Source organism: Natrarchaeobaculum aegyptiacum (assembly GCF_002156705.1).
Lineage (GTDB): Archaea > Halobacteriota > Halobacteria > Halobacteriales > Natrialbaceae > Natrarchaeobaculum > Natrarchaeobaculum aegyptiacum.
The window spans coordinates 3,560,988-3,583,954 of the sequence record NZ_CP019893.1; the positions used below are offsets into that span (position 1 = coordinate 3,560,988).

The 22,967-nt window shown below is 62.3% G+C and carries 23 protein-coding genes, 1 tRNA gene and 1 pseudogene; 5 read left to right on the top strand and 20 right to left on the bottom strand.

All coding sequences use genetic code 11. The features are described 5' to 3' along the window. Nucleotides 1–24: 24 nt before the first annotated feature. Nucleotides 25–216: a hypothetical protein gene (locus B1756_RS17140; RefSeq protein ID WP_228434404.1), complete on the bottom strand. Its 192-nt coding sequence runs from the start codon at nucleotides 214–216 to the stop codon at nucleotides 25–27. Nucleotides 217–436: 220 nt separating this feature from the next. On the opposite strand from B1756_RS17140, the gene B1756_RS17145 reads away from it, so the two are divergent. After that, nucleotides 437–2,671 (top strand): PAS domain S-box protein, encoded by a 2,235-nt coding sequence (locus B1756_RS17145; protein WP_086889651.1) that lies wholly within the window; start codon nucleotides 437–439, stop codon nucleotides 2,669–2,671. A gap of 83 nt (nucleotides 2,672–2,754) precedes the next feature. Here B1756_RS17145 and B1756_RS17150 read toward each other — a convergent pair whose 3' ends face one another. From B1756_RS17150 to B1756_RS17170, 5 genes are all read right to left on the bottom strand, one after another. Further along, nucleotides 2,755–5,151, bottom strand: coding sequence for a PAS domain S-box protein (locus B1756_RS17150; RefSeq protein ID WP_086889652.1), 2,397 nt, complete (start codon nucleotides 5,149–5,151; stop codon nucleotides 2,755–2,757). 265 nt (nucleotides 5,152–5,416) lie between these two features. Continuing rightward, a complete protein-coding gene (locus tag B1756_RS17155) occupies nucleotides 5,417–6,058 on the bottom strand; it encodes a 30S ribosomal protein S3ae (RefSeq protein WP_086889653.1) in 642 nt (213 codons plus the stop codon). Next, entirely contained in the window at nucleotides 6,051–6,356 is a 306-nt protein-coding gene (locus tag B1756_RS17160) for a KEOPS complex subunit Pcc1 (protein WP_086889654.1), read from the bottom strand. Before B1756_RS17160 ends, B1756_RS17155 begins: the two co-directional genes overlap by 8 nt. Further along, a complete protein-coding gene (locus B1756_RS17165; protein WP_086889655.1) occupies nucleotides 6,353–7,630 on the bottom strand; it encodes an exonuclease in 1,278 nt (425 codons plus the stop codon). The genes B1756_RS17160 and B1756_RS17165 overlap by 4 nt, the downstream gene beginning before the upstream one ends. Nucleotides 7,631–7,636: 6 nt before the next feature. Further along, complete coding sequence (locus tag B1756_RS17170; protein WP_086889656.1) at nucleotides 7,637–8,104, bottom strand: 30S ribosomal protein S15; 468 nt, start codon at nucleotides 8,102–8,104, stop codon at nucleotides 7,637–7,639. A gap of 400 nt (nucleotides 8,105–8,504) precedes the next feature. On the opposite strand from B1756_RS17170, the gene B1756_RS17175 reads away from it, so the two are divergent. Next, a tRNA-Ala gene (locus B1756_RS17175) sits at nucleotides 8,505–8,576 on the top strand. A gap of 165 nt (nucleotides 8,577–8,741) precedes the next feature. Here the strand turns inward: B1756_RS17175 and B1756_RS17180 are convergent. From B1756_RS17180 to phnD, 6 genes are read right to left on the bottom strand one after another with little or no spacing between them, the layout of a single operon-like run. After that, complete coding sequence (locus B1756_RS17180) at nucleotides 8,742–9,452, bottom strand: HAD family hydrolase (RefSeq protein WP_086889657.1); 711 nt, start codon at nucleotides 9,450–9,452, stop codon at nucleotides 8,742–8,744. A 34-nt stretch (nucleotides 9,453–9,486) separates the two neighbouring features. Beyond that, a complete protein-coding gene (locus tag B1756_RS17185; RefSeq protein WP_086889658.1) occupies nucleotides 9,487–9,756 on the bottom strand; it encodes a hypothetical protein in 270 nt (89 codons plus the stop codon). A 2-nt stretch (nucleotides 9,757–9,758) separates the two neighbouring features. Further along, a complete protein-coding gene (gene phnE, locus B1756_RS17190; protein WP_086889659.1) occupies nucleotides 9,759–10,556 on the bottom strand; it encodes a phosphonate ABC transporter, permease protein PhnE in 798 nt (265 codons plus the stop codon). Further along, complete coding sequence (phnE, locus tag B1756_RS17195) at nucleotides 10,556–11,386, bottom strand: phosphonate ABC transporter, permease protein PhnE (RefSeq protein ID WP_086889660.1); 831 nt, start codon at nucleotides 11,384–11,386, stop codon at nucleotides 10,556–10,558. The genes phnE (B1756_RS17190) and phnE (B1756_RS17195) overlap by 1 nt, the downstream gene beginning before the upstream one ends. A 1-nt stretch (nucleotide 11,387) precedes the next feature. Then, nucleotides 11,388–12,221 (bottom strand): phosphonate ABC transporter ATP-binding protein, encoded by an 834-nt coding sequence (gene phnC / locus B1756_RS17200; protein WP_086889661.1) that lies wholly within the window; start codon nucleotides 12,219–12,221, stop codon nucleotides 11,388–11,390. Between the two features lie 36 nt (nucleotides 12,222–12,257). After that, nucleotides 12,258–13,448, bottom strand: coding sequence for a phosphate/phosphite/phosphonate ABC transporter substrate-binding protein (phnD, locus tag B1756_RS17205; protein WP_086889662.1), 1,191 nt, complete (start codon nucleotides 13,446–13,448; stop codon nucleotides 12,258–12,260). Between the two features lie 226 nt (nucleotides 13,449–13,674). Here phnD and B1756_RS17210 point away from each other — a divergent pair, with 226 nt between their 5' ends. Then, nucleotides 13,675–14,361 (top strand): WD40 repeat domain-containing protein, encoded by a 687-nt coding sequence (locus tag B1756_RS17210; protein ID WP_086889663.1) that lies wholly within the window; start codon nucleotides 13,675–13,677, stop codon nucleotides 14,359–14,361. Nucleotides 14,362–14,473: 112 nt separating this feature from the next. Here the strand turns inward: B1756_RS17210 and B1756_RS17215 are convergent, their stop codons facing one another. The 8 genes from B1756_RS17215 to B1756_RS17250 form a co-directional block, all read right to left on the bottom strand. Next, nucleotides 14,474–14,896 (bottom strand): arsenate-mycothiol transferase ArsC, encoded by a 423-nt coding sequence (locus B1756_RS17215; protein WP_086889664.1) that lies wholly within the window; start codon nucleotides 14,894–14,896, stop codon nucleotides 14,474–14,476. After that, the gene (locus B1756_RS17220) at nucleotides 14,893–15,927 is read right to left on the bottom strand and encodes a phosphate uptake regulator PhoU (RefSeq protein ID WP_086889665.1); all 1,035 of its coding nucleotides are present in this window, start codon (nucleotides 15,925–15,927) and stop codon (nucleotides 14,893–14,895) included. Before B1756_RS17220 ends, B1756_RS17215 begins: the two co-directional genes overlap by 4 nt. After that, the gene (phoU, locus tag B1756_RS17225; RefSeq protein ID WP_086889666.1) at nucleotides 15,927–16,586 is read right to left on the bottom strand and encodes a phosphate signaling complex protein PhoU; all 660 of its coding nucleotides are present in this window, start codon (nucleotides 16,584–16,586) and stop codon (nucleotides 15,927–15,929) included. The genes B1756_RS17220 and phoU overlap by 1 nt, the downstream gene beginning before the upstream one ends. A 2-nt stretch (nucleotides 16,587–16,588) precedes the next feature. Next, the gene (gene pstB / locus B1756_RS17230; protein WP_086889667.1) at nucleotides 16,589–17,476 is read right to left on the bottom strand and encodes a phosphate ABC transporter ATP-binding protein PstB; all 888 of its coding nucleotides are present in this window, start codon (nucleotides 17,474–17,476) and stop codon (nucleotides 16,589–16,591) included. Next, nucleotides 17,469–18,389 carry a phosphate ABC transporter permease PstA gene (gene pstA, locus B1756_RS17235; RefSeq protein WP_086889668.1) on the bottom strand — a complete coding sequence of 307 codons (921 nt, stop codon included), beginning with the start codon at nucleotides 18,387–18,389 and terminating at the stop codon, nucleotides 17,469–17,471. The genes pstB and pstA overlap by 8 nt, the downstream gene beginning before the upstream one ends. Then, nucleotides 18,386–19,462, bottom strand: a complete 1,077-nt coding sequence (pstC, locus tag B1756_RS17240; protein WP_086889669.1) for a phosphate ABC transporter permease subunit PstC — start codon at nucleotides 19,460–19,462, stop codon at nucleotides 18,386–18,388. Before pstC ends, pstA begins: the two co-directional genes overlap by 4 nt. Nucleotides 19,463–19,495: 33 nt before the next feature. Further along, nucleotides 19,496–20,524, bottom strand: coding sequence for a PstS family phosphate ABC transporter substrate-binding protein (locus B1756_RS17245; RefSeq protein ID WP_086889670.1), 1,029 nt, complete (start codon nucleotides 20,522–20,524; stop codon nucleotides 19,496–19,498). Between the two features lie 200 nt (nucleotides 20,525–20,724). Continuing rightward, nucleotides 20,725–21,078, bottom strand: a complete 354-nt coding sequence (locus B1756_RS17250) for a hypothetical protein (RefSeq protein ID WP_086889671.1) — start codon at nucleotides 21,076–21,078, stop codon at nucleotides 20,725–20,727. A 210-nt stretch (nucleotides 21,079–21,288) separates the two neighbouring features. On the opposite strand from B1756_RS17250, the pseudogene B1756_RS17255 reads away from it, so the two are divergent. Continuing rightward, nucleotides 21,289–21,753 (top strand): annotated as a pseudogene (locus B1756_RS17255) (AbrB/MazE/SpoVT family DNA-binding domain-containing protein); the annotation flags it as partial. Nucleotides 21,754–21,772: 19 nt separating this feature from the next. Then, nucleotides 21,773–22,942 carry an ISH3 family transposase gene (locus B1756_RS17260; protein WP_086888317.1) on the top strand — a complete coding sequence of 390 codons (1,170 nt, stop codon included), beginning with the start codon at nucleotides 21,773–21,775 and terminating at the stop codon, nucleotides 22,940–22,942. The last annotated feature ends 25 nt before the right edge of the window (nucleotides 22,943–22,967 follow it).

A 22,967-nucleotide genomic window follows, 5' to 3' on the forward strand; every position in this document is an offset into this window, starting at 1 on the left:
GAAATCAGGGCTCGAGGCTGCTGGTCACTTCCAGGCCTCGAGTTCGACGGTGTAGTCAGATTCGATCCACCGCGTGTTCGGATCGCGTGCGCTGTAGAAGAGGTACGGGCCGGACGCGACCACGTGCAGTTCGTCGCCGGGGACGTCGCCAGGTTCGGCCTCGTTCCAGGTTTCGGTCCAGCCGTTCGATCCAGGATCTGCGTCGTTCATCGTCATCTCGCTCTGTAGTAGGTATTTGGTCATCACCTTGCATACCCTGCGTTCCTAACAGTGTCGGGTACTCACGACCCCGTCCCGGACGATAGCCGGTGTTTTCATACGAGTCCGTTACCAAGTTCAACCTACCAGAAGAGATGAGAGTACTCCGCCAGCCAGACTGTCATATCAGTCACCGCGTCCGTCGGCGACTATCCCTTCAGACGCCGACGAGCGACCGATGACACCGTTTCACTCCTCGGTCAGACGGACCGAGACACCGATCGACTCACTCCCGGACGATCGGTCGGGATTCGTAGAGGCACCGACGGTGTTACTCGTCGACGACGACGAGGCGTTCATCCAGCTCGTCGCAGACTACCTCGAGGACGAACACGGCTTCGAGACGGTGACCGTCACGTGCCCAGCGGCGGCACTCGACCACCTCGAGGACGACGGACGCGCCGACTGCGTCGTCAGCGACTACCGGATGCCCGAGACCGACGGGCTCGCGTTCCTCGAGATGATCACCGAGGCGTACCCGAACCTGCCGTTCGTCATGTTCGCCGGACAGGGATCGGAAGCAGTCGCGAGCCGGGCGATCCGGCAGGGAGCAGACGACTACTTGCAGAAAGACACCGGTGAGGCCCGCTACGACCTGCTCGCCAACCGGATTCGACACTGCGTGACGATCGCCAGACAGCGACGCCAGCTCGACGAGCTGTACGACGCGATCGAGGATGCCGGGCACGCGATCCTCGTCACCGACGGGGCGGGGAAGATCACCTACGCCAACCCGACGATGAGCGATCTCTCGGGATACGACGAGTCGGAGTTGCTCGGAGAGACACCGGCGCTCCTCAACTCCGGCGAACACGACGAGGGATTCTACGAGCAGCTCTGGGAGACGATCCGTGACGGCGACATCTGGCACGGCGAGGTCGTCAACGAGCGGAAAGACGGCACACGGTACGTGATCGACCAGACGATCGCCCCCATCACGGACGGCCGATCGACCGACGGCTACGTCGCGATCAACCGCGACGTCACCGACCGAGTCGAACGCGAACGCGACCTCCGCCGGTTCCGGAAAGCCGTCGAACGGGCCGGCCACGCGATCATGATCACCGACGCCGACGGCCGAATCGAGTACGTCAACCCCGCGTTCGAGTCCCAGACCGGCTACGACTCCCGCGAAGTGATCGGCGAGACGCCCGCGATTCTCGAGTCCGGCGTCCACGACCAGTCGTTCTACGATGACCTCTGGGCGACGATCGCCGATGGTGACGTCTGGCACGGCGAGGTCGTCAACGAGCGTAAAAACGGCACCCGGTTCATCATCGACCAGACGATTTCCCCGATCACGACCGAGGGAGGGACGATCGACGGCTACGTCGCGATCAACCGCGACGTCACCGAACGCAAGGAACGTGAGCAGGAACTCGAACGGTTCCGTAGCGCCGTGAAATACGCCGGCCACGGCGTCGTCATCACCGACGAGAACGCGACGATCGAGTACGTCAACGACGCCTTCGAGGAGATTACGGGGTATACAGCGAGCGAGGTCGTCGGCGAGACGCCAGCCCTCCTGAAATCCGGCGAACACGACGATGAGTTCTATCGGGACCTCTGGGAGACGATTCTCGACGGCGAGGTCTGGCACGGCGAAGTGATCAACGAGCGCAAAGACGGGAGTCACTTCGCGGTCGACCAGACGATCGCCCCGATCACCGACGGGGACGGCGCGATCGACGGCTACGTCGCGATCAACCGCGACGTGAGTCAACTCAAAGCCTACCGGGCGGAACTCGAGGCCCAGAACGAGCGACTCACACAGTACGGCGAGACGGTCGCACACGACCTTCGAAACCCACTGACGCTGCTCGAGGCCGACCTCGAAAACCTGACCCACGTCGTCAAAGCGACTGACGGTGACGTCGACCCCGAGACCGTGTTGGAGGCCTGTTCGAACCTCTCGGAGACCCTCGAGCGGATGCGAAACCTGATCGACGACCTCCTCACGATGGCCGAACAGGGACAGCTCGTCCTCGATCCGGAGCCGGTTTCACTCAGGGCCGTCGCCGAGGAGGCATGGCGACAGGTCGACTCCGACGACGCCTCGCTGTCGGTCACAGAGACGACCGTCGAGGCCGATCCCGATCGACTGCGGGAACTGCTCTCGAACCTGTTTCGCAACGCCGTCGAACACGCCGGGCCGGACGTCGACGTCCGGGTCGGCCCCCTCGAGCGAGTCGCCGGCTTCTACGTCGAAGACGACGGCCCCGGCATCGATCCCGACGATCGTGCGGTCGTCCTCGAGCGAGGGTACACGACCGACGAGAGCGGCACCGGGTTCGGACTCGCGATCGTCGACCAGATCGCCGACGCCCACGGCCTCACCGTCTCGGTCGCAGAGGGATCGGCAGGCGGCGCGCGATTCGAGTTCTCCCCGGACGACGCTCACGAACGGAACTGATCCACCGAGACGAAATTTTCGCGCTGGGCCACTCTCCACAGCGAATGCGTCGCTGGCGCAGGTCTCTCCATGGAAGACGAGCGCTACTCGCTCGAGCGTGCTCGATCGAGTTCGATCGTCACGACGCTCCCGCGGGGGTCGTTCTCCTCGAACGCGAGGCGGCCGCCGGACTTCCGGACCACCCAGTAGACGAACCAGAGGCCGAGCCCACTCCCGTGGTAGAGATCGTCCTCGGACCTGATATCGTCGAGTATGTCGCGTTCCATCTCGGGAATTCCGGGACCGTCGTCGGCGACGCGAATCCGAACTGTCTCGTCGACCTCGATCGAGATCCTGACGGTCGGTCGTGCTCGATCCGTGTGGCGAATCGCGTTCTCGACCAGTTCGGTGACTGCGTCACCGATCCGCTCCGTCGTGGTCGCGTCCGCCCGATCGGGTGCGTCCACGACGACGGTTGCGTCCGGTTCTGCCTCGTCGACAGCCGCCGCCGCTCGCTCGACGGCCGAGGCGACGTCGACCGGCTTTTTTCGATCTGGGTCGAGGAGGACCGACGTCACCTTCCGTCCTTTCGTCGCAGTCTCGAGCAGTTCGGTCGTACTCTCGAGGATGGCCCCCGCGTGGGACCTGACGACGTCTGAGCCGCTGGCGCGAATTACTTCCGCGTGCCCGTTGACCACGTTCAACTCGTTGCGGAGGTTGTGTCGGAGGACGCGGTCGAGTGTGTTCAGTTGCTGTTCTTGCTCGATGCGATCGGTGATGTCTGTCTGGATCGCGACGAATCCGCTTACGCGTGGACCACCAGTTTCTGTGCCATCGCTGTTACGATCACTATCGCTGTCACCACCACTGCCACCCTCGCTCTCACCTTCGCTCTCGGCGTCATCGTCGGTAATGGGCGCGATCGTCTGGTGGGCGTGGTACGTCTCGCCAGACTTGCGACGGTTGACGATCTGTTCGTCCCAGCGTTCACCCGCGAGGATCGTCTCCCACTGTTCCCGATAGTATCGCTCGTCCATCAGCCCGGAGTTCAAGATCGCCGGCGTCTCGCCGATCGCTTCCTCGGCGCTGTAGCCCGTTATCTCCTCGAATGCGGGATTGACGTACTCGATCGTCCCTGTTGGATCGGTCAGAAAGATCGCGTGGCCAGCCGCCTCGATCGCCTGTCGGAACTGCTCGAGTTTCCGCTCCCTACGTTTTCGCTCCGAAATGTCCCGACTGACGGCCAGGATCCGCTCCTCGCCGTCGATTTCGATCTTGTTCAACCAGACTTCGACCGGGAACGTCGACCCGTCTTTTCGCCTGTGGACTCCCATCACTTCCCGGTGGGAGCCGACGTCCATCTCCCGCCAGAGCCGTTCGAGCTCCGCTCTCGGCGAGCCCCTCTCGAACTCGGTGACGTGCATCGAGAGGACCTCCTCGCGATCGTACCCGAGGTTCTCGAGGTGTTTCTCGTTGACGTCGAGTACGTTCCCCTCGAGGTCGTGGACGATGATCACGTCCGGCGATTCGTCGAACAGCACCTCGAGTCGTTCCCGGTCACGTTCTCGCTCTCGCTCGCGCCCCTTCCGGTCGGTCACGTCGTGGATCGTTCCGTAGACCGTCGGCTCGGAATCGCCCGTCGACCGGGACTCGGCTCTGGCGCGAACCCAGCGGACTTCCCCGTCGTCGGTCACGATCCGGACCACGACGTCGTATGACTCCCCATCTTCGATTGCCGCCTCGAGGGCGTTCCTGATCGTCGATCGATCCTCGGGGTGAAATCCCCCGATCGCCTCCTCGAGGTCAGGCTGGACCACCGACCCCTCCTCAGCCGATCGGCCGAACAGTTCGAAGACGTGTTCGCTCCACCAGAGCGTCTCCGACCCGGCGTCGTACACCCAGACGCCGACGTCGACGAGTTCCTGAACCGTCTCGAACAGGTGTGCTCGCCGCTCGACCGACTCGAGATGCGACCAGGTGCTGTCGGGTTGGTACACCCTCTGGCCAGTCGACGACGAGTGGTCGACTGTCGTCGCTCCTCTCGTTTTACCCCCGCCGGCGCGGGTCGTATCGCCCCCCTCAAACTCCCCGTCACGACCCGGGTCTCGGGATGTACCGTCGTCCCGGACGTCGAACGACCGGACGAGCAGACCATCCCCGTGGTCGACGGTCGTCGTTCGGACGACCACCCGTTCACGGTCGTCACCGCACTCGATCCAGATCGCCGATCCGTCTTCCAGTCGGTCGACCGTTCGCTCACACGCCAGTGCCCGCCGGTAAGCCTCGCGTTCCTCGGGAGGGTGAACCGAGAGCAGCGATCGATCGACCAGTTCTGGGGCTGAGCGGTCGAACAGCGCCTCTGCAGCTTCGTTCGCCCAGACGATCCGTCGGTCCGCCATCGTTGCGACCAGACACGGCCGATCCGCGGCCTCGAGAAGGGAACGTGCCGAAAGCGACGAGAGTACTTCGGCGGTACTATCTGATCCCTGAGTATTCCCCATCTACTACATACGACTACCAGTTCCGGCCCTAAATCGGTTCTCATGTCGATTTGGCTCAGTGAAGGTCAACTCAGACAGGAGATTTCTCGACAGCCGTGACCGTTCTCGAGCGTGGAGTCGACCGCCGCTGCACTCGTCGTCGGCGCCTCGAACTGGCAACTCACTCGTGGGGCCCCGCTGGTCGATCTGGACCAAAAATCGAGCGACTCTGGTTGCTACCACACTCGATCCGAACCGTGGATCGACGTGGGACCGACTGTCGAGATCAGTCGTCTGCTGCGACGTCTTCTTCGTCGACGTCGACGGAGGTCGCTTCCTCCTCGGCGACTTCTTCGGGGTGAGCCTCGAGGGTGGCTTTCTGGATCTCGACGCGGCGCAGCGGGTAGATCGTCTTCGCTTCGCCGTAGATCGCCGAGGAGAGTCGACCCTCGACGACGCCGTCGATGAGTTCCTCGAAGCTCCGGTCGGCTGCGGCCTCTTCGACCATCTCGACCATCGTCTCGCGGATGGCCTTCTCCTGGCTCGCGTCGGCTTTCTTGGTCGTGAAGGCGACGGGCTGGATCTGGACGCGGTAGTCGTCCGTCGTGAGGACGGTGACGTAGGCCTCGACCTTCGAGGCACCGCGACGGACCAGCGAGCGCAGGTAGTCACGGGTCAGCGAGTGGGCCTTGAACTCGGTGTAAGCCGTGTCACTGCCCACGTCGGTGATCTTGAAGGTGAGCTTCGTGTTGTTCTCGCTGGCGTTGTTCGTCAACTCGCCGAGCGTCGTTTCGATGGTTCGGTCGTAGACTTTCTCCGGTTCGTCAGCGGGGGTCTCGCCGAGTTCCTGGCGGTCGAACTGCTCCGGTGCCAGGACGGTGTACCACCGCTTCTCCTGTTTCGCACGTGAAACTGATCGTTCACTCATTGTCTGTTGTATCGTCTGGTTGGTCGGACGCAGTTCCCGCGTCCGCTGGGCGTTCGGGCTGTTCGTCTCGAGTCGCGTCGACAGCGGCGACGACCGCCGTGGCAACCTCGAGGTTGACCACGTAGTCGTCGACGGTCGCGTGCAGGCCACCGGTCGTCTCACGCTCGATTCGCGTCTCGAGCGTACCGGCTTCCGTGACGGTCGTCTGCATCTCGTCTGTGTTGTCCGGGCGGAGCGCTCGTGCGAGCGTCGTGGCGTCGGCGTCGTCGCATCGGGTCCGGATCGTCGCTCGTCTCATCGCACTGCCCTCACGTGTTCGATCACCGCGGCATCGTCGATCTCCGCGTCGAATCGAAGGGTGCCACTGCGCGGAGCGACGTCGTAGGCGACGTCCGAGCCGTCGGTCGCCTCCTCGAGGTCGCGGGCGATCCGCTCGACGGTCCCGGCCGAGAGCGGTTCGTCCACCGTGACGATCGCTGCCTCGCCGGCTCCCGTCGCGAGGACGGCCGGCTCGGGCGACAGGAAGGCGGCGGCGAGGTCGGCGACCGACGCGACCGGTGCGTCGTCGACGCCGACGACGAACAGGCCGTCGTACCGGCCCGTCGACGCCGCCTCGAGCGCCTCGTGAACTTGTCGACCGTGTCGTCGCCAGACCGCGAGTGCCTGTTCGCGGGCCCCGTGGCCCATCGCGAGCGCCGCACCCGTACCGGGCTCGAGCCGCGCAGTCGCCTCGAGGACGTCCGCGTAGCCGCCGAGGGTCGCGAACGGACCCTGCGGCGTGGCGTAAGGCTTGAGCGCTCGAGCGATAGAATCTGCGGCGCGTGGGGCCGTTTCGCCCCCACCGACCACGTCGAGGGCGACCAGCGAGCCGATAGCCCGATGGTCGTCTTCGGTTGCGTCGGCATCACCTTCGGCGTCGAGGTCAGCGTCGGTATCGACGTCGACCTCCGCAAGCGCCTCGGCCGTCGCGTCGGGATCACCCGACCACGGCGCGCGAATGCGCGTCGAGTGTGCGAGGCCGTCGACGGGATCGCTCGTCGGCATCACCACGCCGGGTCTGCGCTCGAGCAGGCCGCGTTCGTCGGCGGTCTCGAGCAGCCACTCGCTCTCGCCCGCGCCAGGTTCGACGCCCGCGGCAACGAGGCCGGCGAGCGCGAGCACGGGATCGAGACTGGACTCGGACTCGGAATTCGAACTGGAATCGAGCGCTCGAGTCACTTCCACGGCCGCGAGCGTGGCCGGTCGATCCGACGCGTCGAGTCGGGTCACGGCTGCGTCCGTCGCACCGATCGAGAGCGTCAGGTCTGCGTCAGCGCCGCCGTCGGCTACTGCTTGCGCGCGCTCGGTTCGTTCGGCGATCGTCCCGCCGACAGTCACCTGAAACGGCGTCCCACGGTCGGATAGCACACGGGTGAGGATGCCACTCGCCGCGAGGGCATCACCATCTGCACGAACGACGAACTGGACGAAGCCCGCACGCTCGAGGTCGGCCGCAACCGACGCTCGAACCGAGCCGTCGCTCTCTCCGTCCGCGCTTGCGTCTGCACCTGTCGTCCGACCGTCCGCTCCCATACGCGATCAGTCCTCGACGATCTCCTTCGCGACGTCGTAGGAGTACGTAAAGTCCGGCTCGAGTTCGTCGCCACGGTAGTAGTCGGCGAGTCGGCGGACCTTCGATTCCGTGTTCTGCAGGGCGCGCTTGTTCTGGTAGTCCTGCTGGTTCTCCTGAACGTGCTCGCGCAGGCGCACGGCACGCTCCATCAGGTTGTACAGGTCTTCCGGCACCTCGGGAGAAGCGTCGTTCTCCTCGAGGATTTCGGTGATCTTCTTCCCCGTCGCCAGCTTGACGTCGGGAACGGGCGTGCCCGTGACGCCCTCGTCACGCAGCTTGATCCCGATCTGGCTGGGATCGTAGCCCTGTTCGGCCAGTTCGACGACGCGGTCTTCGATCTTGTCCGCGTCGACGTCGCTCCACTCCGGTGGTTCGTCTGCCGCCGGCCGGTCCGAACCGGACGAGCCGCGACGGCGGGTGTGCATTCGTGCCATTGGTAGAGGATAGGAACCGCACTGACCGCTCGTAGCGTGACGGCCGGGTGGCCGTCGGTGCACTTCCGCAATCCCAAGCCACTCGAAAGAGTGAGCGGCACAGTCAGATTTGCGGCCGTGCGCTTCCCACGCGGGAGTATCGCTCGTGGTGACTAAAGGGTTGCTACCTGGCTCGAGCTGGAGGTAGATGGTGGTTGGCCCGAGGCGTACAGCTTGAAAATGCGTCTGGAGGAGCTCGGCTGGACTCGTCGACGCCAAGGTGGGGCAACGGTGCTCGAGGCGGTAGGGTTTCAGGGTCACGAAGCGACTGGAGGAAGGGGCTTGCGAGTCACTGTCACCGTCGGCTCGAGAATTTCGAGGGGTTTATCTATCCACCCGGAAAAGATGGTAATGCGAAGGCGGGCTCGTAGATCAGCGGTAGATCACTCCCTTGGCATGGGAGAGGCCCCGGGTTCAAATCCCGGCGAGTCCACTGCGATTCCACCGGTATTCTGAGGGAAGTTGAATTCGGCTTAGACAACGTTTCCGCACGCACCCCGACGCCCTCTTGCGATTAGTCGTGACACCGGCTACGAGTACCGACCGGCTAGAAGTCAACACCCTCGTCGAGATGTCGGGAAACAGTCACCGTCAGTAGTTACAGGAACTCGAGCAACTCCTCGAGCGAGGCGATCTCGAGGTAGCTGTCGACGGTTGGCTCGAGCGTCTCGTTGTGCGGCCGCCGGATCAAAACCGGGATGAGCCCCGCGTTCTGGGCTGCGAGGAGGTCCGTCTCGCGGTCGCCGACGTAGATCCCGTTGTCGAGTCCGAGCGCGTCGAGGGCCGTCTCGATGTAGTACGGTTCCGGCTTCCGTCGGCGGAATCCCTCGACGCCGAGGTCGCGGCCGCGAACGAACGAGAACGCCTCCAGGCCGAAGTGGTCGACGACGAACGAGACCGTCGGATCGTAGTTGTTACTCACCAGGCCGACCGGGTACGCTCGGTCGAGTTCGTCGAGGACGCCGACGTCGTCGTAGAGGCCGCGAGCGCCGTCCCCGATTCGCTCGATCGACCGCTTGGCGCTGTACTCCTCGCGGAGCGCGTAGAACTCCGTCGGCTCGAGGCCGAGTTCCTGACAGGTCGTCGCGAACGTCTCGGTGTACTCGTAGGTCTCGAGGGCCGACAGCGACTCGAGGGGGGCCTCGAGGTCGAGGTCGACGACCGCATCGTGGAGCGCGCGGGTGTGTACTTCGGGATCGGTTTCGTACCCTTCGAGGATGACGCCGTCCATGTCGAACAGCAGCGCCTGTTCGCCGTCCGGTTCGATCGTCGGTTCACTCGTCGCGTTTCGTGTGAGTCTGGTGGTCATCGTTGTGAATCTGTGAGTAGTCGTAATCGTGATCTCAGTCGGGACAGCCGCAACCGGCTTGGTCGTCCGTTGCAGTTGTACTCTCTCCCGTCGCGTCGGGGTCACCACCTGCCGTGGCGGCGTCGCTCGATTCGTCAGTGGCCACTGGATCGTCCGGTGTCGCCGTCCGGGCGGGTTCCGTGGCTGGTTCGTCCGTGCGGTTGTTCTGGCGGGCGCTTCCGTATCCAGCCGCGACGAGGGCGATTCCGGAACCGATCGTCGCAATCACCGATCGTCTCGCGGTGAGTCGGTCGATCGACGTCATCGTCAGCGCACCATCGCTCGAGCCCGTGCGGAGATCGTCTCGCTCAGGAGCACGATGCCGAGGATGGCGATCAGTATCATCAGGACGGACGACCACCGGAAGGCGTCGACGGAGTTGAACAGCTGGACACCGATCCCGCCGGCCCCAACTGCGCCGAGGATCGTCGCGCTCCGGACGTTGATGTCCCACCGATAGACGCCGATCCCGACCAGTGCGGGCTTGATCTGGGGAATGACGCTGTAGAGCAGGACCTGGAACGAGGATGCCCCGGTCGCACGGATCGCCTCGACCTGATCGAACTCGATCTCCTCGATCTCTTCGCCGAGCAGTTTGGCGACGAAGCCGATCGATCGGACGGCGATCGCGACCATGCCGGCGAACGCGCCGGGGCCGAGCATGACGACGAAGACGAGCGCCCAGATGACAACGTGGACAGACCGGGTAACGGTGACGATCAGTTTCCCGATCGCGTACGTCACCCGGTTCGGCGTCGTGTTCTCGGCGGCGAGGAAGGCTACCGGGAGCGAGGCGGTGACGGCGAGTATCGTGCCGACGACGGCGATGTGGACCGTTTCGATCAGTGGCAACACGATCTCGGTCGTATACGCCCAGTTCGGGGGGAACATCCGGACCGCGAGGTCCATCAGTTCCCGCGGTGCCGTCCAGACGTACTGCAGGTCGAGGCCCATGTAGAGCCACGAGCCGACGACGGTTCCCATCGCTAGCAGGAACACTGCCGTCCGCCTGATTCGCTGGCCTGCGTCGAACCGCTGCCAGCGGCGTCCAGCTTCGGCCGCCATCACTGGACCCTCCGTCGGACGTAGGCGCTGAAGAGTTCCCCGGCGAGTACGACGGCGATGATCGAAAGCAAGATCAGCGCGGCGAAATCGTACTCGTAGCGTTCGAACGACCGCAACAGCAAGGTCCCGATCCCGCCGGCGCCGACGATTCCGATGATCGTCGACGAACGGATGTTGATATCCCAGCGGTACACCATGAGACCGACGAATCGCGGCGCGACCTGCGGAACGACCGCGTAGACGAGCGTCTGGAAGCGCGAGGCGCCGGCGGCGTCGATGGCCTCTTTCGCCCCCATGTCGATGTCCTCGATGTCCTCGGCGAACAGCTTCGAGAAGAAGCCGATCGTCAGGTAGCTGATCGCGATGATACCCGCCAGCGGCCCGACGCCGACGGCTTTCACGGCGATGATGGCGATGATGAGTTCGTCGATCGCTCGCGTGATGCTGATGATCCCCCGGTTGAGGTAGTAGACCGGTCGCGGCGCGATGTTCTCGGCCGCACCGAACGCGATCGGTATCGAGATCAGGACGCCGGTGAACGTCGCGACGAACGCCATCGCGATCGTCTCACCCATGTACCCGACGACCCGGTCGACGTTCTCGCTCGCGGTGTTCGGCGGCACCATCGCCTCGAGGAGCAACACGCCGTTGTTCACGCCGATGATCACCCGCCCGAGGCTGACACCCGACAGCAGGGAGACGAGCGACCACAGGACGAACAGCGTCGCTCCGACGTAGACCGTCCACTTCACGCGGTAGCTCCCGAACGCGGTCGGTCGCTGCCAGGTTCGATCCGGCGGCAACTCCGAGCGTCCCTCTCCGGTCGCCATCTCAGTCACCCGTGATCGCAGACTGCTCGGAGCGTTCGGTCTCGTCGGTCACCGTATCCGACTCCGCGACCACGCTGAGCGACGAGTTGCCGGCGATCGTTTCACCGCGATAGATGACGTCTTTCGCGTTCTCGTCGAGGTCCGTCGTCGGACCGTCGAAGACGAGCGTGCCGTCGTGCAAGCCGAGAATGCGATCGGCGTACTCGACGGCCAGGTGGACCTCGTGGATGTTGATCAGGATCGGAATGTCCCGTTCGGCCGCGATCTCCGTGAGCAACTCCATCACGGCGTGTGAGGTTTCCGGATCGAGGCTGCTGGTCGGTTCGTCGGCGAGCAAGATCTTTGGCTCCTGGACGACGGCGCGGGCGATGCCGACGCGCTGGCGCTGGCCGCCGGAGAGTTCGTCCGCCCGTTTGTTCTCCATCCCGCCGAGCCCGACCGTCTCGAGGACGTCGTAGGCCATTTCGACGTCTTTCTGTGGGAACTTCCGGCGCAAGGCCGCCCAGTTCGAGACGTACCCGAGTCGGCCAGAGAGCACGTTCTCCATGACGGTGAGCCGTTCGACGAGGTTGTACTCCTGAAACACCATTCCGATGTTCCGACGCGCCGTTTTCATCTCTCCTGCGTCGAGGGCAGTCAGTTCGGTGCCGTCGAGTCTGATCTCGCCCTCGGTCGGCTCGGTCAACCGATTGATACAGCGGATGAACGTCGACTTCCCGGCCCCGCTCGGACCGATCATCGCGACGATCTCGTTTCCGTCGACAGTCGTCGAGACGTCTCGGAGCGCCTCGTCTCCCGTCGCGTACACTTTCCGTAGGTCAGTGACTTCGAGCATTGGTGGTGAAATAGCTGAATCGGCTGTCAGGCTGTGCTAGAGTTCCTCTTCGTCGTACTCGACGCCGTTGAACTGCTGGTTGATCATCACGTCGTGCCAGTGGTTCACGTAGTCGACCTCGACGTACTGTGGATATCCTGCCTCCTCGCCGTACGAGGTCCCCGACCAGTCGGTGTTGAGCCAGGTCTCCCGAGCGCCTTCGATGATCTCCTCGTGGAGGTTGTACCGGTAGCCGATCGGTCCCGGCGGGAACGGATCCGCGGCCCAGACGACTTTGAAATCGTCCCAGCTGATGTCGTCGACGGCGTCGATGGTCTGTTCGATACACGTGCTACAGATCGGCCCACAGTCGTAGTCACCATAGGCGATCCCGCGAGCGGACTGTTCGTGGCCGCCGGACATCTCGGGGTTGTAGTTGTCTCCTCGGGTGAGCCCGAAGTGTTCGTCGAACAACGCAGACGGGGCCTGGTTGCCGGAGTTCGAGGACTCCTCCGTGTGCGCCGCTCGGAAGTCGTTGAAGTCCTCGACGCTTTGTATCTCGTCCATGTCCGCGCGGGTGATCGCCAGCAGTCGGTACCCGAACTGCCCGTCGCCCTCGACCCCCATCGCCATCGGCACCATGCCGGCCATGTTGACGCCGAAGGGGGTGTTTCCCGTCGCGAAGTTCGCGATGTGAATCCGCTCGGAGCGCATCCCCTCGACGACCGCCGCGTAGCTGTCGATCGTCTGGAACTCGACATCGCGGCCCGTTTCGGCCTCGAGCGTTTCGATCATCGGCTCTAAGATATCGCGGTACGCCGACTCACTGTCTTCGCGAGGCAGTTCCGCGTAGACGATCGGATCCGGGTCGATCCACTCCGATGGATCGTCAGGGTGTTCGCGCGGTTCTGTACCGTAGACGGCCCCGGTGTGACCACGGTCGCCCATGTTCTCGAGGTCGAAGTCGCTCCCACGAACGTAGTCGTTCTCGTAGATGAGCCCACCGAGATAGTTGTTGTTCTCCCAGTCCGGGTTCTCCGGGTCGAAATCCGTCGAGAGCATCGGGTCCTGGGGCTCGCCCCCGTTGCCACCGCCACTAGCGCCACCGAGTCCGGCCCCTGCTCCGCTTCCATCGTCCCCGTCGCCTTCTAGACAGCCGGCAAGAATCGACGTGCCGATCGCGCCGGTCGCCAGTACGAACGTTCGTCTCGAGGAGTGTCCGTCTCGGTTTGCGTGTTGGTCTGCCATCGACTACTGATCAGAAGGTCTCGGTAAATACCTCTTATATTTCTTATATGTACGGCCGTAGAAGTGAACATACCGGGATCGGGAACTAGGGTCACGGACCGATTGCACAGTCCACTCCATCCTGCTACGTACCGCTTGGTACGACGACGGACTATCGGGGATTGCTCCCGTCGCGTACGGAACCGAAATACTCGCGTTCAAGCACCTAGGCCCTGGATATCCGGGCATGATTCGAAATCGACTCTTTCGACACGGGCCTGTCGAGCCACCGGGCTTCGACCCGTCGGCAGTACCGGATCGACCGATCGACGGGACCCAGCAACTCGGTGGACAGGAGTACTACTGTCGAACCGTCGAATCGCCGGACGAAACCTGGACGGTCGCGTTTGGCCGTTCCACGAGCGATTCCGAGTCCCGTCTATTTCGGATTCAGGATGGACAGATCGTCGATGAGCGACCGGTTACGCACCCCATCAACGGCGCTATCGCCGACGACGGCACGGTCGCGCTCGTCAGCGGAACCGACTCGACCAAAATCGGTTCGACCCTCGAGGTATTCGGTTCGGACGAACCGGTGTTCTCGCGGCGATTCGACGCGACCCTGGGCCGCCCCGCTATTTGTACAGACGGTGACCTCGTCGCCATCTCCACCCGCCCGCCGACGTCGACGGTGTACCTGATCGACGTTTCCTCAAGTGAGGAACGAGCCACGTGCTCGGTACACGGGCGCACGCCCCGCGTTCTCGGGTTCCACGGCGACGATCGACACCTCTACGTCGGGATTGGTTCAGGTGAGACTCCGTACCTCGGGATGGATGTCGACGGCGACATCGTCTGGGGCTGCGAGCGGTATCAGGCGACGAGACCACTACGTGACCGGGTCGAATCAGCTTTCGAGATCGTTCGCCCCTGACACGGTTGATTAGCTTCTACGTGATATTTCTCGTGAGCGGTGCTAGCCGTTGATGTGTGGTACTCGATAACAATAGAGGTTTTTTCGATCGGCCGATTGGGGTGCAGGTTCGCTACTGAGCCTCGAGGTCGTCGAATAACGCTTCGACGCGAGTTCGAACCTCCTCACGGATTTCACGCACCTCCGCAATCGATCGACCGTGCGGGTCGGCGAGGTCCCAATCTCGGGCGTCGCCGCGCCAGGTAGCAGGACAGATACCGTCGGCAGAACACCCCATTGTAATAACAATATCACTCGTTGTGATCTCTTCAGGTGGGATTTCTCGTGGCTGCCGATCGGAAATATCAATTCCGACCTCGTCCATGACCGTCACTACGACGTCGTGAACGCTGTCAGCTGGATCAGTCCCACCAGTGCTGATACAAACGTGGTCTTCGAGTCCTCGCTTCCCTCGTTCTCGTTCAGCAAACGCAGTCGCCATCTGGCTCCGGCCAGCGTTTTGCACACAGACGAAACTGAGTGTCGTCGGGTTCATGAGCGTGATTGACGTTCGATCGAACCGCGGTTGGTTAGCGTCGCTTCAGTCATCGTGTCGGCAATGAAACGACCGTTTGCCGATGTTCTTCGTAACCGTCTGATGACCGCGCCATACAGGTACGCGTTTGGTTCGGCTCCGCTGTACAGGTACTGATCGAGATCGTCTAGCTTCGGCTCAACGGCAGTTGCCGTCTCGTACGCCGACACTGCGTCACCCTCCAGAGCCAACTCGACAACGTCACGAACCTCAGCAGCGATCGCCTCGAGCCGATCAGCGAACGACTCCTCGGGTGGCGCCGACTGCTGTGTCGCAACCGTCGCGATACGTTCCGCGTGGTCAGCGATACGTTCCAGACTGTGGGCAACTCTGTACTCGCGAAACGCCGCGACCCGGTCGGTACCGAGCTGTTCTACCTCGTGAACATCTTCGAGACCACGGTGGAATCCCCGGCAGACGAACGCAAACAGACGATCGATGTCGTCGTCACGGGCGATCACACGTCTGGCGAGGTCTTCGTCAGCGGTTACGAGCGCTATGATCGCGTCGGAATACATTTCGGTGAGGAGTTGCTGTACCTGGGCGATCGTCTGGGGAAGAGACACGTCGCTGGCATCGAGCACGTTCGTGATCGTCAGGCGATCACCGGTATCTTCCTGAATGGTAAGGCCCATAAGACCACCCGTGGCACGTTCGATAGAACGTCTAACCTGCGGCTCGGTCTCATCGAGGTTGGTAACAGTAATTCGATCGAAGCCGGTCTCGTACGCAACCTCGACTCGGCGCAACACGATATCACCAGCGACGGTGTTCGCGTCGATCACTACGGTCCGATCCTGAACCGAAGCGATTTCGGGCGCAGCGACTAGCCGGTCTGCGTGGGGATAGAGGTACATCGACATCCCCGGCTCGAGGTCCTGTTCGACTGCCCACGACTTCGGCAGCGAGACGGCGAACGTAGAGTCACCAACCAGCTGGATCTTCCGTTCGACAGCATCGTCAGATCCGTTCGTCAGCTGTTTGTAACTCATCAGTACAGTAGCGTATCGTCGTTTTCGACCATGTACAGTGTTCGTGCGGCGACGTTGACCGCGTGGTCGCCGACCCGTTCCAGATCTCGGATCGTCAGCAGCATCTGCGAGACGTCCTCGAGAAGTTGCTCGTCCGAGGGGTCGGCCGTCAGTAGTTCCCTGACGACGCTCCGACTGGCTCGTTCGCAGAGCGCATCGATCTCGTCATCTGACGCAGCAATTTCGTGAGTCGCTGCCGCATCGTCAGTCGCGTACGCTTGCATCGCATCCTCGAGCATCAGGACCGTCTCGGTGCCGATATGGACGACGTCGACCTCCGGGTATCGCTCGCGGCCGGACTGTGTGGCGTATTCCGCGAGGTTCACGGCGAGGTCGCCGACCCGTTCGAGGTCGGTGATGATCTTGAACGAGGAGGCGACGAATCGCAGGTCGCCCGCGACCGGCTGCTGGAGCGCAAGCAGGTCGATACAGTCAGCCTCGAGGTCGAGATACAGCTGATTGATCTCGTGATCACCCTCGATTACCCTCTCGGCCAGTGCATCGTCACTCCTTTCGTAGGCCTCGAGTGAGCGCCGAAACCGTTGACAGACAACGTCACTCATCTCGAGAATTCTCTCACGCAGTTCGTAGAGTTGCTCCTGGTAGGCGTTTCTCGACATGGTTATCCGAACTTCCCTGTGATGTAGTCCTCGACGCGGTCGTCGTCGGGATTCTCGAAGATTTTCGCCGTGTCGTCGAACTCGACGAGTTCGCCGCCGGTGAGGAAGACGGCCGTCCTGTCGGAGATGCGCGCGGCCTGTTGCATGTTGTGGGTGACGATGATGACCGTGTACTCCTCGACGAGGTCGTCGACGAGGTCCTCGATCTTCGAGGCAGCGACGGGATCGAGCGCAGACGTCGGCTCGTCCATCAGGATAACCTCGGGGTCGGTCGCGATGGCGCGAGCGATACAGAGGCGCTGTTGTTGGCCACCCGAAAGGTCGAGTCCCGATTCGTCGAGCTGGTCTTTTACTTCGTCCCACAACGCGGCTCCGCGAAGTGCGTGTTCGACCGCTTCGTCGAGGTCCACCTCGTCGGCTTTTCCCTGGACGCGCAGGCCGTAGGCGACGTTGTCGTAGATCGACTTCGGGAACGGATTCGGCGACTGGAATACCTGCCCGATCTTCCGGCGCAAGGCGACTGGATCGACGTCCTCGTCGTAGACGTTCTTCCCGCGGAAGGAGAGTTCACCCTCCACGCGTGCGGCCGAGATCCGATCATTCATCCGGTTGATCGAGCGCAGGAACGTCGACTTTCCACAGCCCGAGGGACCGATCATGGCCGTCACGCGGTGTTCTGGAATCTCGATCGAGACGTCCGAAAGCGCCCGATCGTCGCCATAGTAGACGTTCAGACCCTCCGCGCGAACGATCGTCTCGGTGTGTCCGATCGCGCGCCTCGAGTCGCGGTCGACGTTGACGTCGGTCTCGATGATCGTGTCGTCCGGCGTGTCGTGGTGTTCGGTCGTCGATTCGCTTGCCGTCCGTTCGTTCGACGTGTTACTAGACATTGCTGATCGAACCTCCGTCCGTCTCGTATCGCCTGCGCAGATAGCCTGCAAGAGCGTACAGTACGATCAAGAAAACCAGCAAGACGACGATGCCGAGAGCAGCCAGCCCGTTGAACATCCGGTCGGCCTGGTAGGTCCAGTTGTAGATCTGCGTCGGCATCGCGCTGAACGACGAGAGCGGGCCCGACGGGTACCGCGTCGCGTGCAACATGGTGCCGACCATGATCAGCGGGGCTGTCTCGCCGATCGCACGTGCGAGCGCGAGGATCGTGCCGGTGAGAATGCCGGGCATCGCTTGCGGGAGGACGACCCGGCGGATCGTCTGCCATTTCGTCGCACCCATGGCGTAGGAACCGTCGCGAACGCTGCTCGGAACGGCCCGGATCGACTCGATCGCGGCGACGATGATGATCGGGACGATGAGCAATGCGAGGGCGATCGCGCCCGCCAGAATCACCGAGCCCAGTCCGGCGTCGTTGACGATCAACGCGAGGACGAGCAGCCCGTAGACGATCGAAGGGACGCCAGCGAGGTTGGCGAGGTTCGCCTCGATCAGTCGAGTGACGCGGTTCTCCGGAGCGAACTCGACCAGGTAGATCGCACAGCCGACGGCGATGAAAAAGGCCAGGACGGCCGTCAGGGCCATCAGCCAGAGCGAGGCGAGTATCGACGCCCCGAAGCCGGCGCGCTCGGCGCGCGAGGAGGAGGTAGAAGTAAGGAATTGCACGAGGTCGATGTCGAAGGTAGTCATCGCCTGAACGGATTCCCAGAGCACGTCGGCGAGCAACAGGATCAGCATGACGAGCCCGAAAAGCGACGCGACGACGAGCGTCCCGTAGAAGAGGCGGTTGAGTAGTTTCTCGCGGCTGAGGTCGACGTCGGCCAGGAAGTCAGTTTCGCGTTTCGTACTCATCGGTACTCCTCCTGAAATCGGCGTTTCAGCCGGTCGTTGAGCAGGTTCATCGCGAGCGTCATCAGGAACAGCAACAGGCCGACCGCGAACAGGCTCTGGTACTCGACGGTCCCGACGGCGGACGTGCCGCGGGCCATCGAAACGAGATAGGCGGTCATCGTCATGATCTCGTCGAACGGATTCGCCGTCAGGGTCGCGTTGAAACCCGCGGCGAGCGTGACGGCCATCGTCTCACCGATCGCTCGCGACAGTGCGAGAATGTACGAGGCGAAGATCCCCGACACCGCCGCGGGAAGGACGATCCGGATCGATACCTGATACTTCGTCGCCCCGAGGGCGTACGCCCCGTTTCGGAGCTCGTCCGGGACCGCCTGCATCGCGTCTTCGCTTATCGAGGAGACCATCGGAATCGTCATGGTGCCGACGACGATGATCCCCGCGAGCATGCTGTACCGGCCGACGCCGACGCCCATCATCCACGTCGCAACCGGCTCGAGCAGTCCTGGCGCGAGGTGACTCACCGAGTCGAGTCCCCGGCCGACCGGATTGACGAGGTAGGTTGCGATGCCGTCGACGAGGACGGGTGTGACGAACGAGACGGCGAAGTAGCCGTAGACGATCGTCGGGATACCCGCGAGTACCTCGAGGATCGGCTTGAGTCTGTTTCGGGTTCCGGTCGAGGCGTACTCAGAGAGATACAGTGCCGTCGCGGTTCCGATCGGAATCGAGACAAGCCCGGCACCGATCGTAATCGCGAGCGTGCCCCAGACGATCGGTAAGACCCCGTGTGCCGGCGTCGAGTGGTCGGGTGCCCATCGAGTCCCGGTGAAGAACTCGACGAATCCGACCGTTCGTTCGACGGCCTCGCCAGCGAGGAGCACCTCACTGATCCGGGCACCGAAGAAGTAACTCGCTGCGTTGTCGAACAGGACCAGAAAGATGGCGACCGTCGTCACGACGGTGACCGCCGCACAGGCGAAGAACAGGCGTCGGATCCGCCGGTTCGTCTCGTGGGCAGCCTCGAGGCTGTCGTCGCCCGAGATTTCCGATCCAGATTGAGTTTCTGTGCTCATGAGTGCAGTGAAAGAAGGGACTCGTCGTTCGGTTCAGGGGTCCTGTCGCTCGACCGTGATCTCGTCTGGATCCTCGCCGATTTCTTCGAGCACGCTGTCGAGCTGGTCGTGGTTGTCGACGATGTCCTGGTCGGTCGCCCGGTAGAAGCCAACCTCCGTGGCGAACTCGTGCTGATTGTTGATGTAAAAGCGGGCGAACGAGGCGATGAGGTCTGGCCGTTCGGCGAGTTCGGCGTGGTTGAAGTAGAAGAACAGCGGCCGGGCGAGCGGCGAGTACTCTCCGCCTTCGATGTACTGCTCTTCCGGCGGATAGAACTCGCCATCCAGCTCGCTCTCTACCTCGACGGTTTTGAGGGTGCCGCCCTGTTCCTGGAGACTCCGAAGGTGGCCGACGCCACCCCAGCCGAGGGCGTACTCGTTGTCGGCGACCGCGTCCCAGATCTCGTCGGTCTGGCTCGTCGCCGAGTAGTCGTCGCGGATGTTCCCCATCTCGCCGTTGATGTTCTCGGTGAAGTAATCGAACGTCCCCGAGGCGGAGTCTCGCGCGTGCAGTGCGATGTCTTCGTCCGGCCACTCGTCGCGAACGTCGCTCCACTGCTGGACGTTGGACTCGAATTCCCAGATCTGGTTCAGTTCGTCGAGCGTAATTTGCTCACACCAGTCGTTGTCCTCGTTGACGCCGACGGCGAGCGTGTCCTGGCCCACGGTGTAGTGGGTGTATTCGATGTCGTTCTCGCCACAGAGATCGACTTCTTCGTCAGTGATTTCGCGGCTTGCGCTCTGGAACGCCGAGTTCGCGCGGCAGAATTCCTGGAATCCAGCTCCGGTCCCCTCCGGTTCGACGTTGACGCCGACGCCGGAGAACTCCGCCTCGAAGTCCTCGGCGGCGACCTGCGTGATCGGTGCGACCGTGTTCGACCCGGACGCCTGGATCGTTCCCGAAAGTCCGTCCTCGTCGCCGCCGGTGCAACCGGCCAGCGCCAGTGCGCCGATACTCCCGATCGTCGCGATCGCCGATCGTCGACTCAATCCGCTTCCCCGCGAGTTCTGGCTTGGTGCCATCGACCGATGCTTCCGAGGATGGATATAAAAGGCGTGCTAATATCTATATATCCGAATACGGGATTATATATCCTTCTCGGGAGTCATCCCGACCGGTACGAACACCTCTATAGCCGAATGTAGAACTAGAGTGTGCCAGTGTCACGTTTGAAATCGCGTCAGTATCTCGAGTAGAACCGAGGGTATCCACACGTTCTATCTCACGATCCCTCAACAGCGTTCGAGAAGTGACCGAGAATCAGTCCGGCCACCGCGTCGAAACACCCGAAAACGATCGCAAACGCAGCTAGCGGGATTGGATCCACTCCCAACCCAATACCAGGAATTGCTTCGAGCAGTCCGATCGCGCCAACGGCGATGACACCAATCGAGCCCTGAAAGGCATCAGTTCTGTCACCGATCACCATCCAGATACCACCACAGACAATTACGAGTGCTGCGGCGAGCCAGAACGAGACGATCGTGGCAGCCCCACCAAGAAGAGAGCCACCGACGACGACCCCCACACCCGACGCTCGGAGCCGCATCGACCCGGTCGAAGACTCGTCGACCATACGGCAGTATCTGACCGGGCGGGCAAAACGGTTCCCCTTCGAGAGAAAGTATATAGACATACATTGGGCATGGTAGACACTTATACTTCTGCATAGTTTCCCGTTCCGATATATGCGGCTATCCCCCATAACTGAGGCCTCTAACACCAGATATAGACGATCTCTATAGACAAGGGTAGATTTATGGTTCCGCTATCGGCAACTCGTAACATGGAGACGCGGAAAGTCCAGGTGACTGGCGGCTCGACGTACACTGTTTCGCTTCCGAAAACGTGGGCGACCGAAAACGACGTCACCAGCGGCGATACGGTCGAACTCTACGCCGACGACGAAACACTACTGGTGACGCCCCAAAGCGATGCTAACCATCAGGAAGGGACGTTGGAAGTTACGACTCTGGAGGGCACGGAACTCGTCCGGGCGGTCTTCACAATGTACGTAAGCGGGTTCGACGTGATCCGACTCGAGGCGAGCCGCATCACGACCGACCAGCGACGAGCGGTCCGCAGTGCTGTACAGGGTCTTGTCGGCGTCGAAGTCGTCGAGGAGGGAACTGACCACGTGGTGGTGCAAGACCTGCTCGACTCCTCGGAACTCTCGATCGTCAACGCTGTTACACGCATGCGACTTATCGCGACGTCTATGCTCAGTACTTCACAAAGCTGGTTAGTTGAGACGTCTGCTTGCTGAAGTTGTGCCTAAGAACCCACAGCAAGCAGACGGTTCAATCCACGAGGACCAGCTCCTTAACTTCCTCGTCAACACGATTGACGAGGAAGTTTCTCTCGGTCTGAGCGATAATGCTCAAATCGATGCTGAAGACATCTATGAGGTCCTCGTCGGCGCGTGCGCCGACGGGACCTCGGTCTCGACACTCTGCGAGGACAGTGAAGACTCTCCTCACCAAAACACCGTTCTGTACCATCTCCGCGAGAAATTCGACCTCGAATCGGTTGAACAAGTTGGGAACACGCTTCTCCAGAAGGACGTACTCACTGTGCTTCCTGAGCAGGTGGAGGTCTGCGCAGACCTCCACCTGCGGCCCTACTACGGTGACGAAGACGACACAGACGGCCTCTATCATTCGGAAGCGAAACGTGGAACTACCGCATTCCACGCCTATGCTACACTCTACGCGCGTGTACAGAACAAGCGCTATACGCTGGCGGTGCGCCGTCTCACCGACGGCGACACCGCCAGCAGCGTCCTCGCCGAGTTTCTCGGTATTCTCGACGGCCTTGACCTCAGCGTCAAGGCCGTCTATCTTGACCGTGAATTCTACGATAGCAAGTGTCTCACGCTGCTTCAGGCGCACAACCACGCCTATGTGATGCCGATCATCCGCTGGGGACAGACGATCAAGCAGGAACTCTCGGAAGGTTGGAGCCGCGTCATCCAGCACGATCTGACGGCGAAACTCGACGGTCACAGCTGGACCGTCGAGTTTCCCGTCTACATCGACTGCACCTACCAAAACGGGCGATACGACGAACACGGGGTGGCGCGTCACGGCTACGCCGCTGACGCGCCTTTCATCAACTCACCACGAGACGCTCGATACCATTACGCGAAACGCTTCGGTATCGAGGCGACGTACCGGCTCTCCGAGCAAAGTATTGCAACAACGACGACACAAAACCCGGTAGTACGGCTGCTGTACGTTGTGGTGAGCTTGCTGTTACAGAACGTCTGGCGGTACTTGCACTGGGAGTACGTGGCGACGCCCCGCCGTGGCGGGCGTCGCCTCTGGTCCTGGTCGTTCAAGGAGTTCATCAAGATGCTGTGCCGGGCAACATGGACGGCCCTCGCGGTGCGTCGGGCCGTCCCTGCAAATCGGCCACCGGACGATCGGTTCCACCGCTAAGGCCCGACCAAGTCAGCCTTCCTGC

Excerpts from the sequence above, each read along its gene's own strand:
- B1756_RS17155 (WP_086889653.1), bottom strand. The coding sequence starts at position 6,058 with ATGAGTGAACGATCAGTTTCACGTGCGAAACAGGAGAAGCGGTGGTAC.
- B1756_RS17145 (WP_086889651.1), top strand. The coding sequence starts at position 437 with ATGACACCGTTTCACTCCTCGGTCAGACGGACCGAGACACCGATCGAC.
- B1756_RS17150 (WP_086889652.1), bottom strand. The coding sequence starts at position 5,151 with ATGGGGAATACTCAGGGATCAGATAGTACCGCCGAAGTACTCTCGTCG.
- B1756_RS17160 (WP_086889654.1), bottom strand. The coding sequence starts at position 6,356 with ATGAGACGAGCGACGATCCGGACCCGATGCGACGACGCCGACGCCACG.
- B1756_RS17245 (WP_086889670.1), bottom strand. The coding sequence starts at position 20,524 with ATGGCACCAAGCCAGAACTCGCGGGGAAGCGGATTGAGTCGACGATCG.
- phoU (WP_086889666.1), bottom strand. The coding sequence starts at position 16,586 with ATGTCGAGAAACGCCTACCAGGAGCAACTCTACGAACTGCGTGAGAGA.
- B1756_RS17185 (WP_086889658.1), bottom strand. The coding sequence starts at position 9,756 with ATGACGTCGATCGACCGACTCACCGCGAGACGATCGGTGATTGCGACG.
- B1756_RS17140 (WP_228434404.1), bottom strand. The coding sequence starts at position 216 with ATGACGATGAACGACGCAGATCCTGGATCGAACGGCTGGACCGAAACC.
- pstC (WP_086889669.1), bottom strand. The coding sequence starts at position 19,462 with ATGAGCACAGAAACTCAATCTGGATCGGAAATCTCGGGCGACGACAGC.
- B1756_RS17165 (WP_086889655.1), bottom strand. The coding sequence starts at position 7,630 with ATGGGAGCGGACGGTCGGACGACAGGTGCAGACGCAAGCGCGGACGGA.
- pstB (WP_086889667.1), bottom strand. The coding sequence starts at position 17,476 with ATGTCTAGTAACACGTCGAACGAACGGACGGCAAGCGAATCGACGACC.
- B1756_RS17210 (WP_086889663.1), top strand. The coding sequence starts at position 13,675 with ATGATTCGAAATCGACTCTTTCGACACGGGCCTGTCGAGCCACCGGGC.
- phnD (WP_086889662.1), bottom strand. The coding sequence starts at position 13,448 with ATGGCAGACCAACACGCAAACCGAGACGGACACTCCTCGAGACGAACG.
- B1756_RS17170 (WP_086889656.1), bottom strand. The coding sequence starts at position 8,104 with ATGGCACGAATGCACACCCGCCGTCGCGGCTCGTCCGGTTCGGACCGG.
- B1756_RS17250 (WP_086889671.1), bottom strand. The coding sequence starts at position 21,078 with ATGGTCGACGAGTCTTCGACCGGGTCGATGCGGCTCCGAGCGTCGGGT.
- phnE (WP_086889660.1), bottom strand. The coding sequence starts at position 11,386 with ATGGCGACCGGAGAGGGACGCTCGGAGTTGCCGCCGGATCGAACCTGG.
- phnE (WP_086889659.1), bottom strand. The coding sequence starts at position 10,556 with ATGGCGGCCGAAGCTGGACGCCGCTGGCAGCGGTTCGACGCAGGCCAG.
- B1756_RS17180 (WP_086889657.1), bottom strand. The coding sequence starts at position 9,452 with ATGACCACCAGACTCACACGAAACGCGACGAGTGAACCGACGATCGAA.
- pstA (WP_086889668.1), bottom strand. The coding sequence starts at position 18,389 with ATGAGTACGAAACGCGAAACTGACTTCCTGGCCGACGTCGACCTCAGC.
- B1756_RS17215 (WP_086889664.1), bottom strand. The coding sequence starts at position 14,896 with ATGAACCCGACGACACTCAGTTTCGTCTGTGTGCAAAACGCTGGCCGG.
- B1756_RS17220 (WP_086889665.1), bottom strand. The coding sequence starts at position 15,927 with ATGAGTTACAAACAGCTGACGAACGGATCTGACGATGCTGTCGAACGG.
- phnC (WP_086889661.1), bottom strand. The coding sequence starts at position 12,221 with ATGCTCGAAGTCACTGACCTACGGAAAGTGTACGCGACGGGAGACGAG.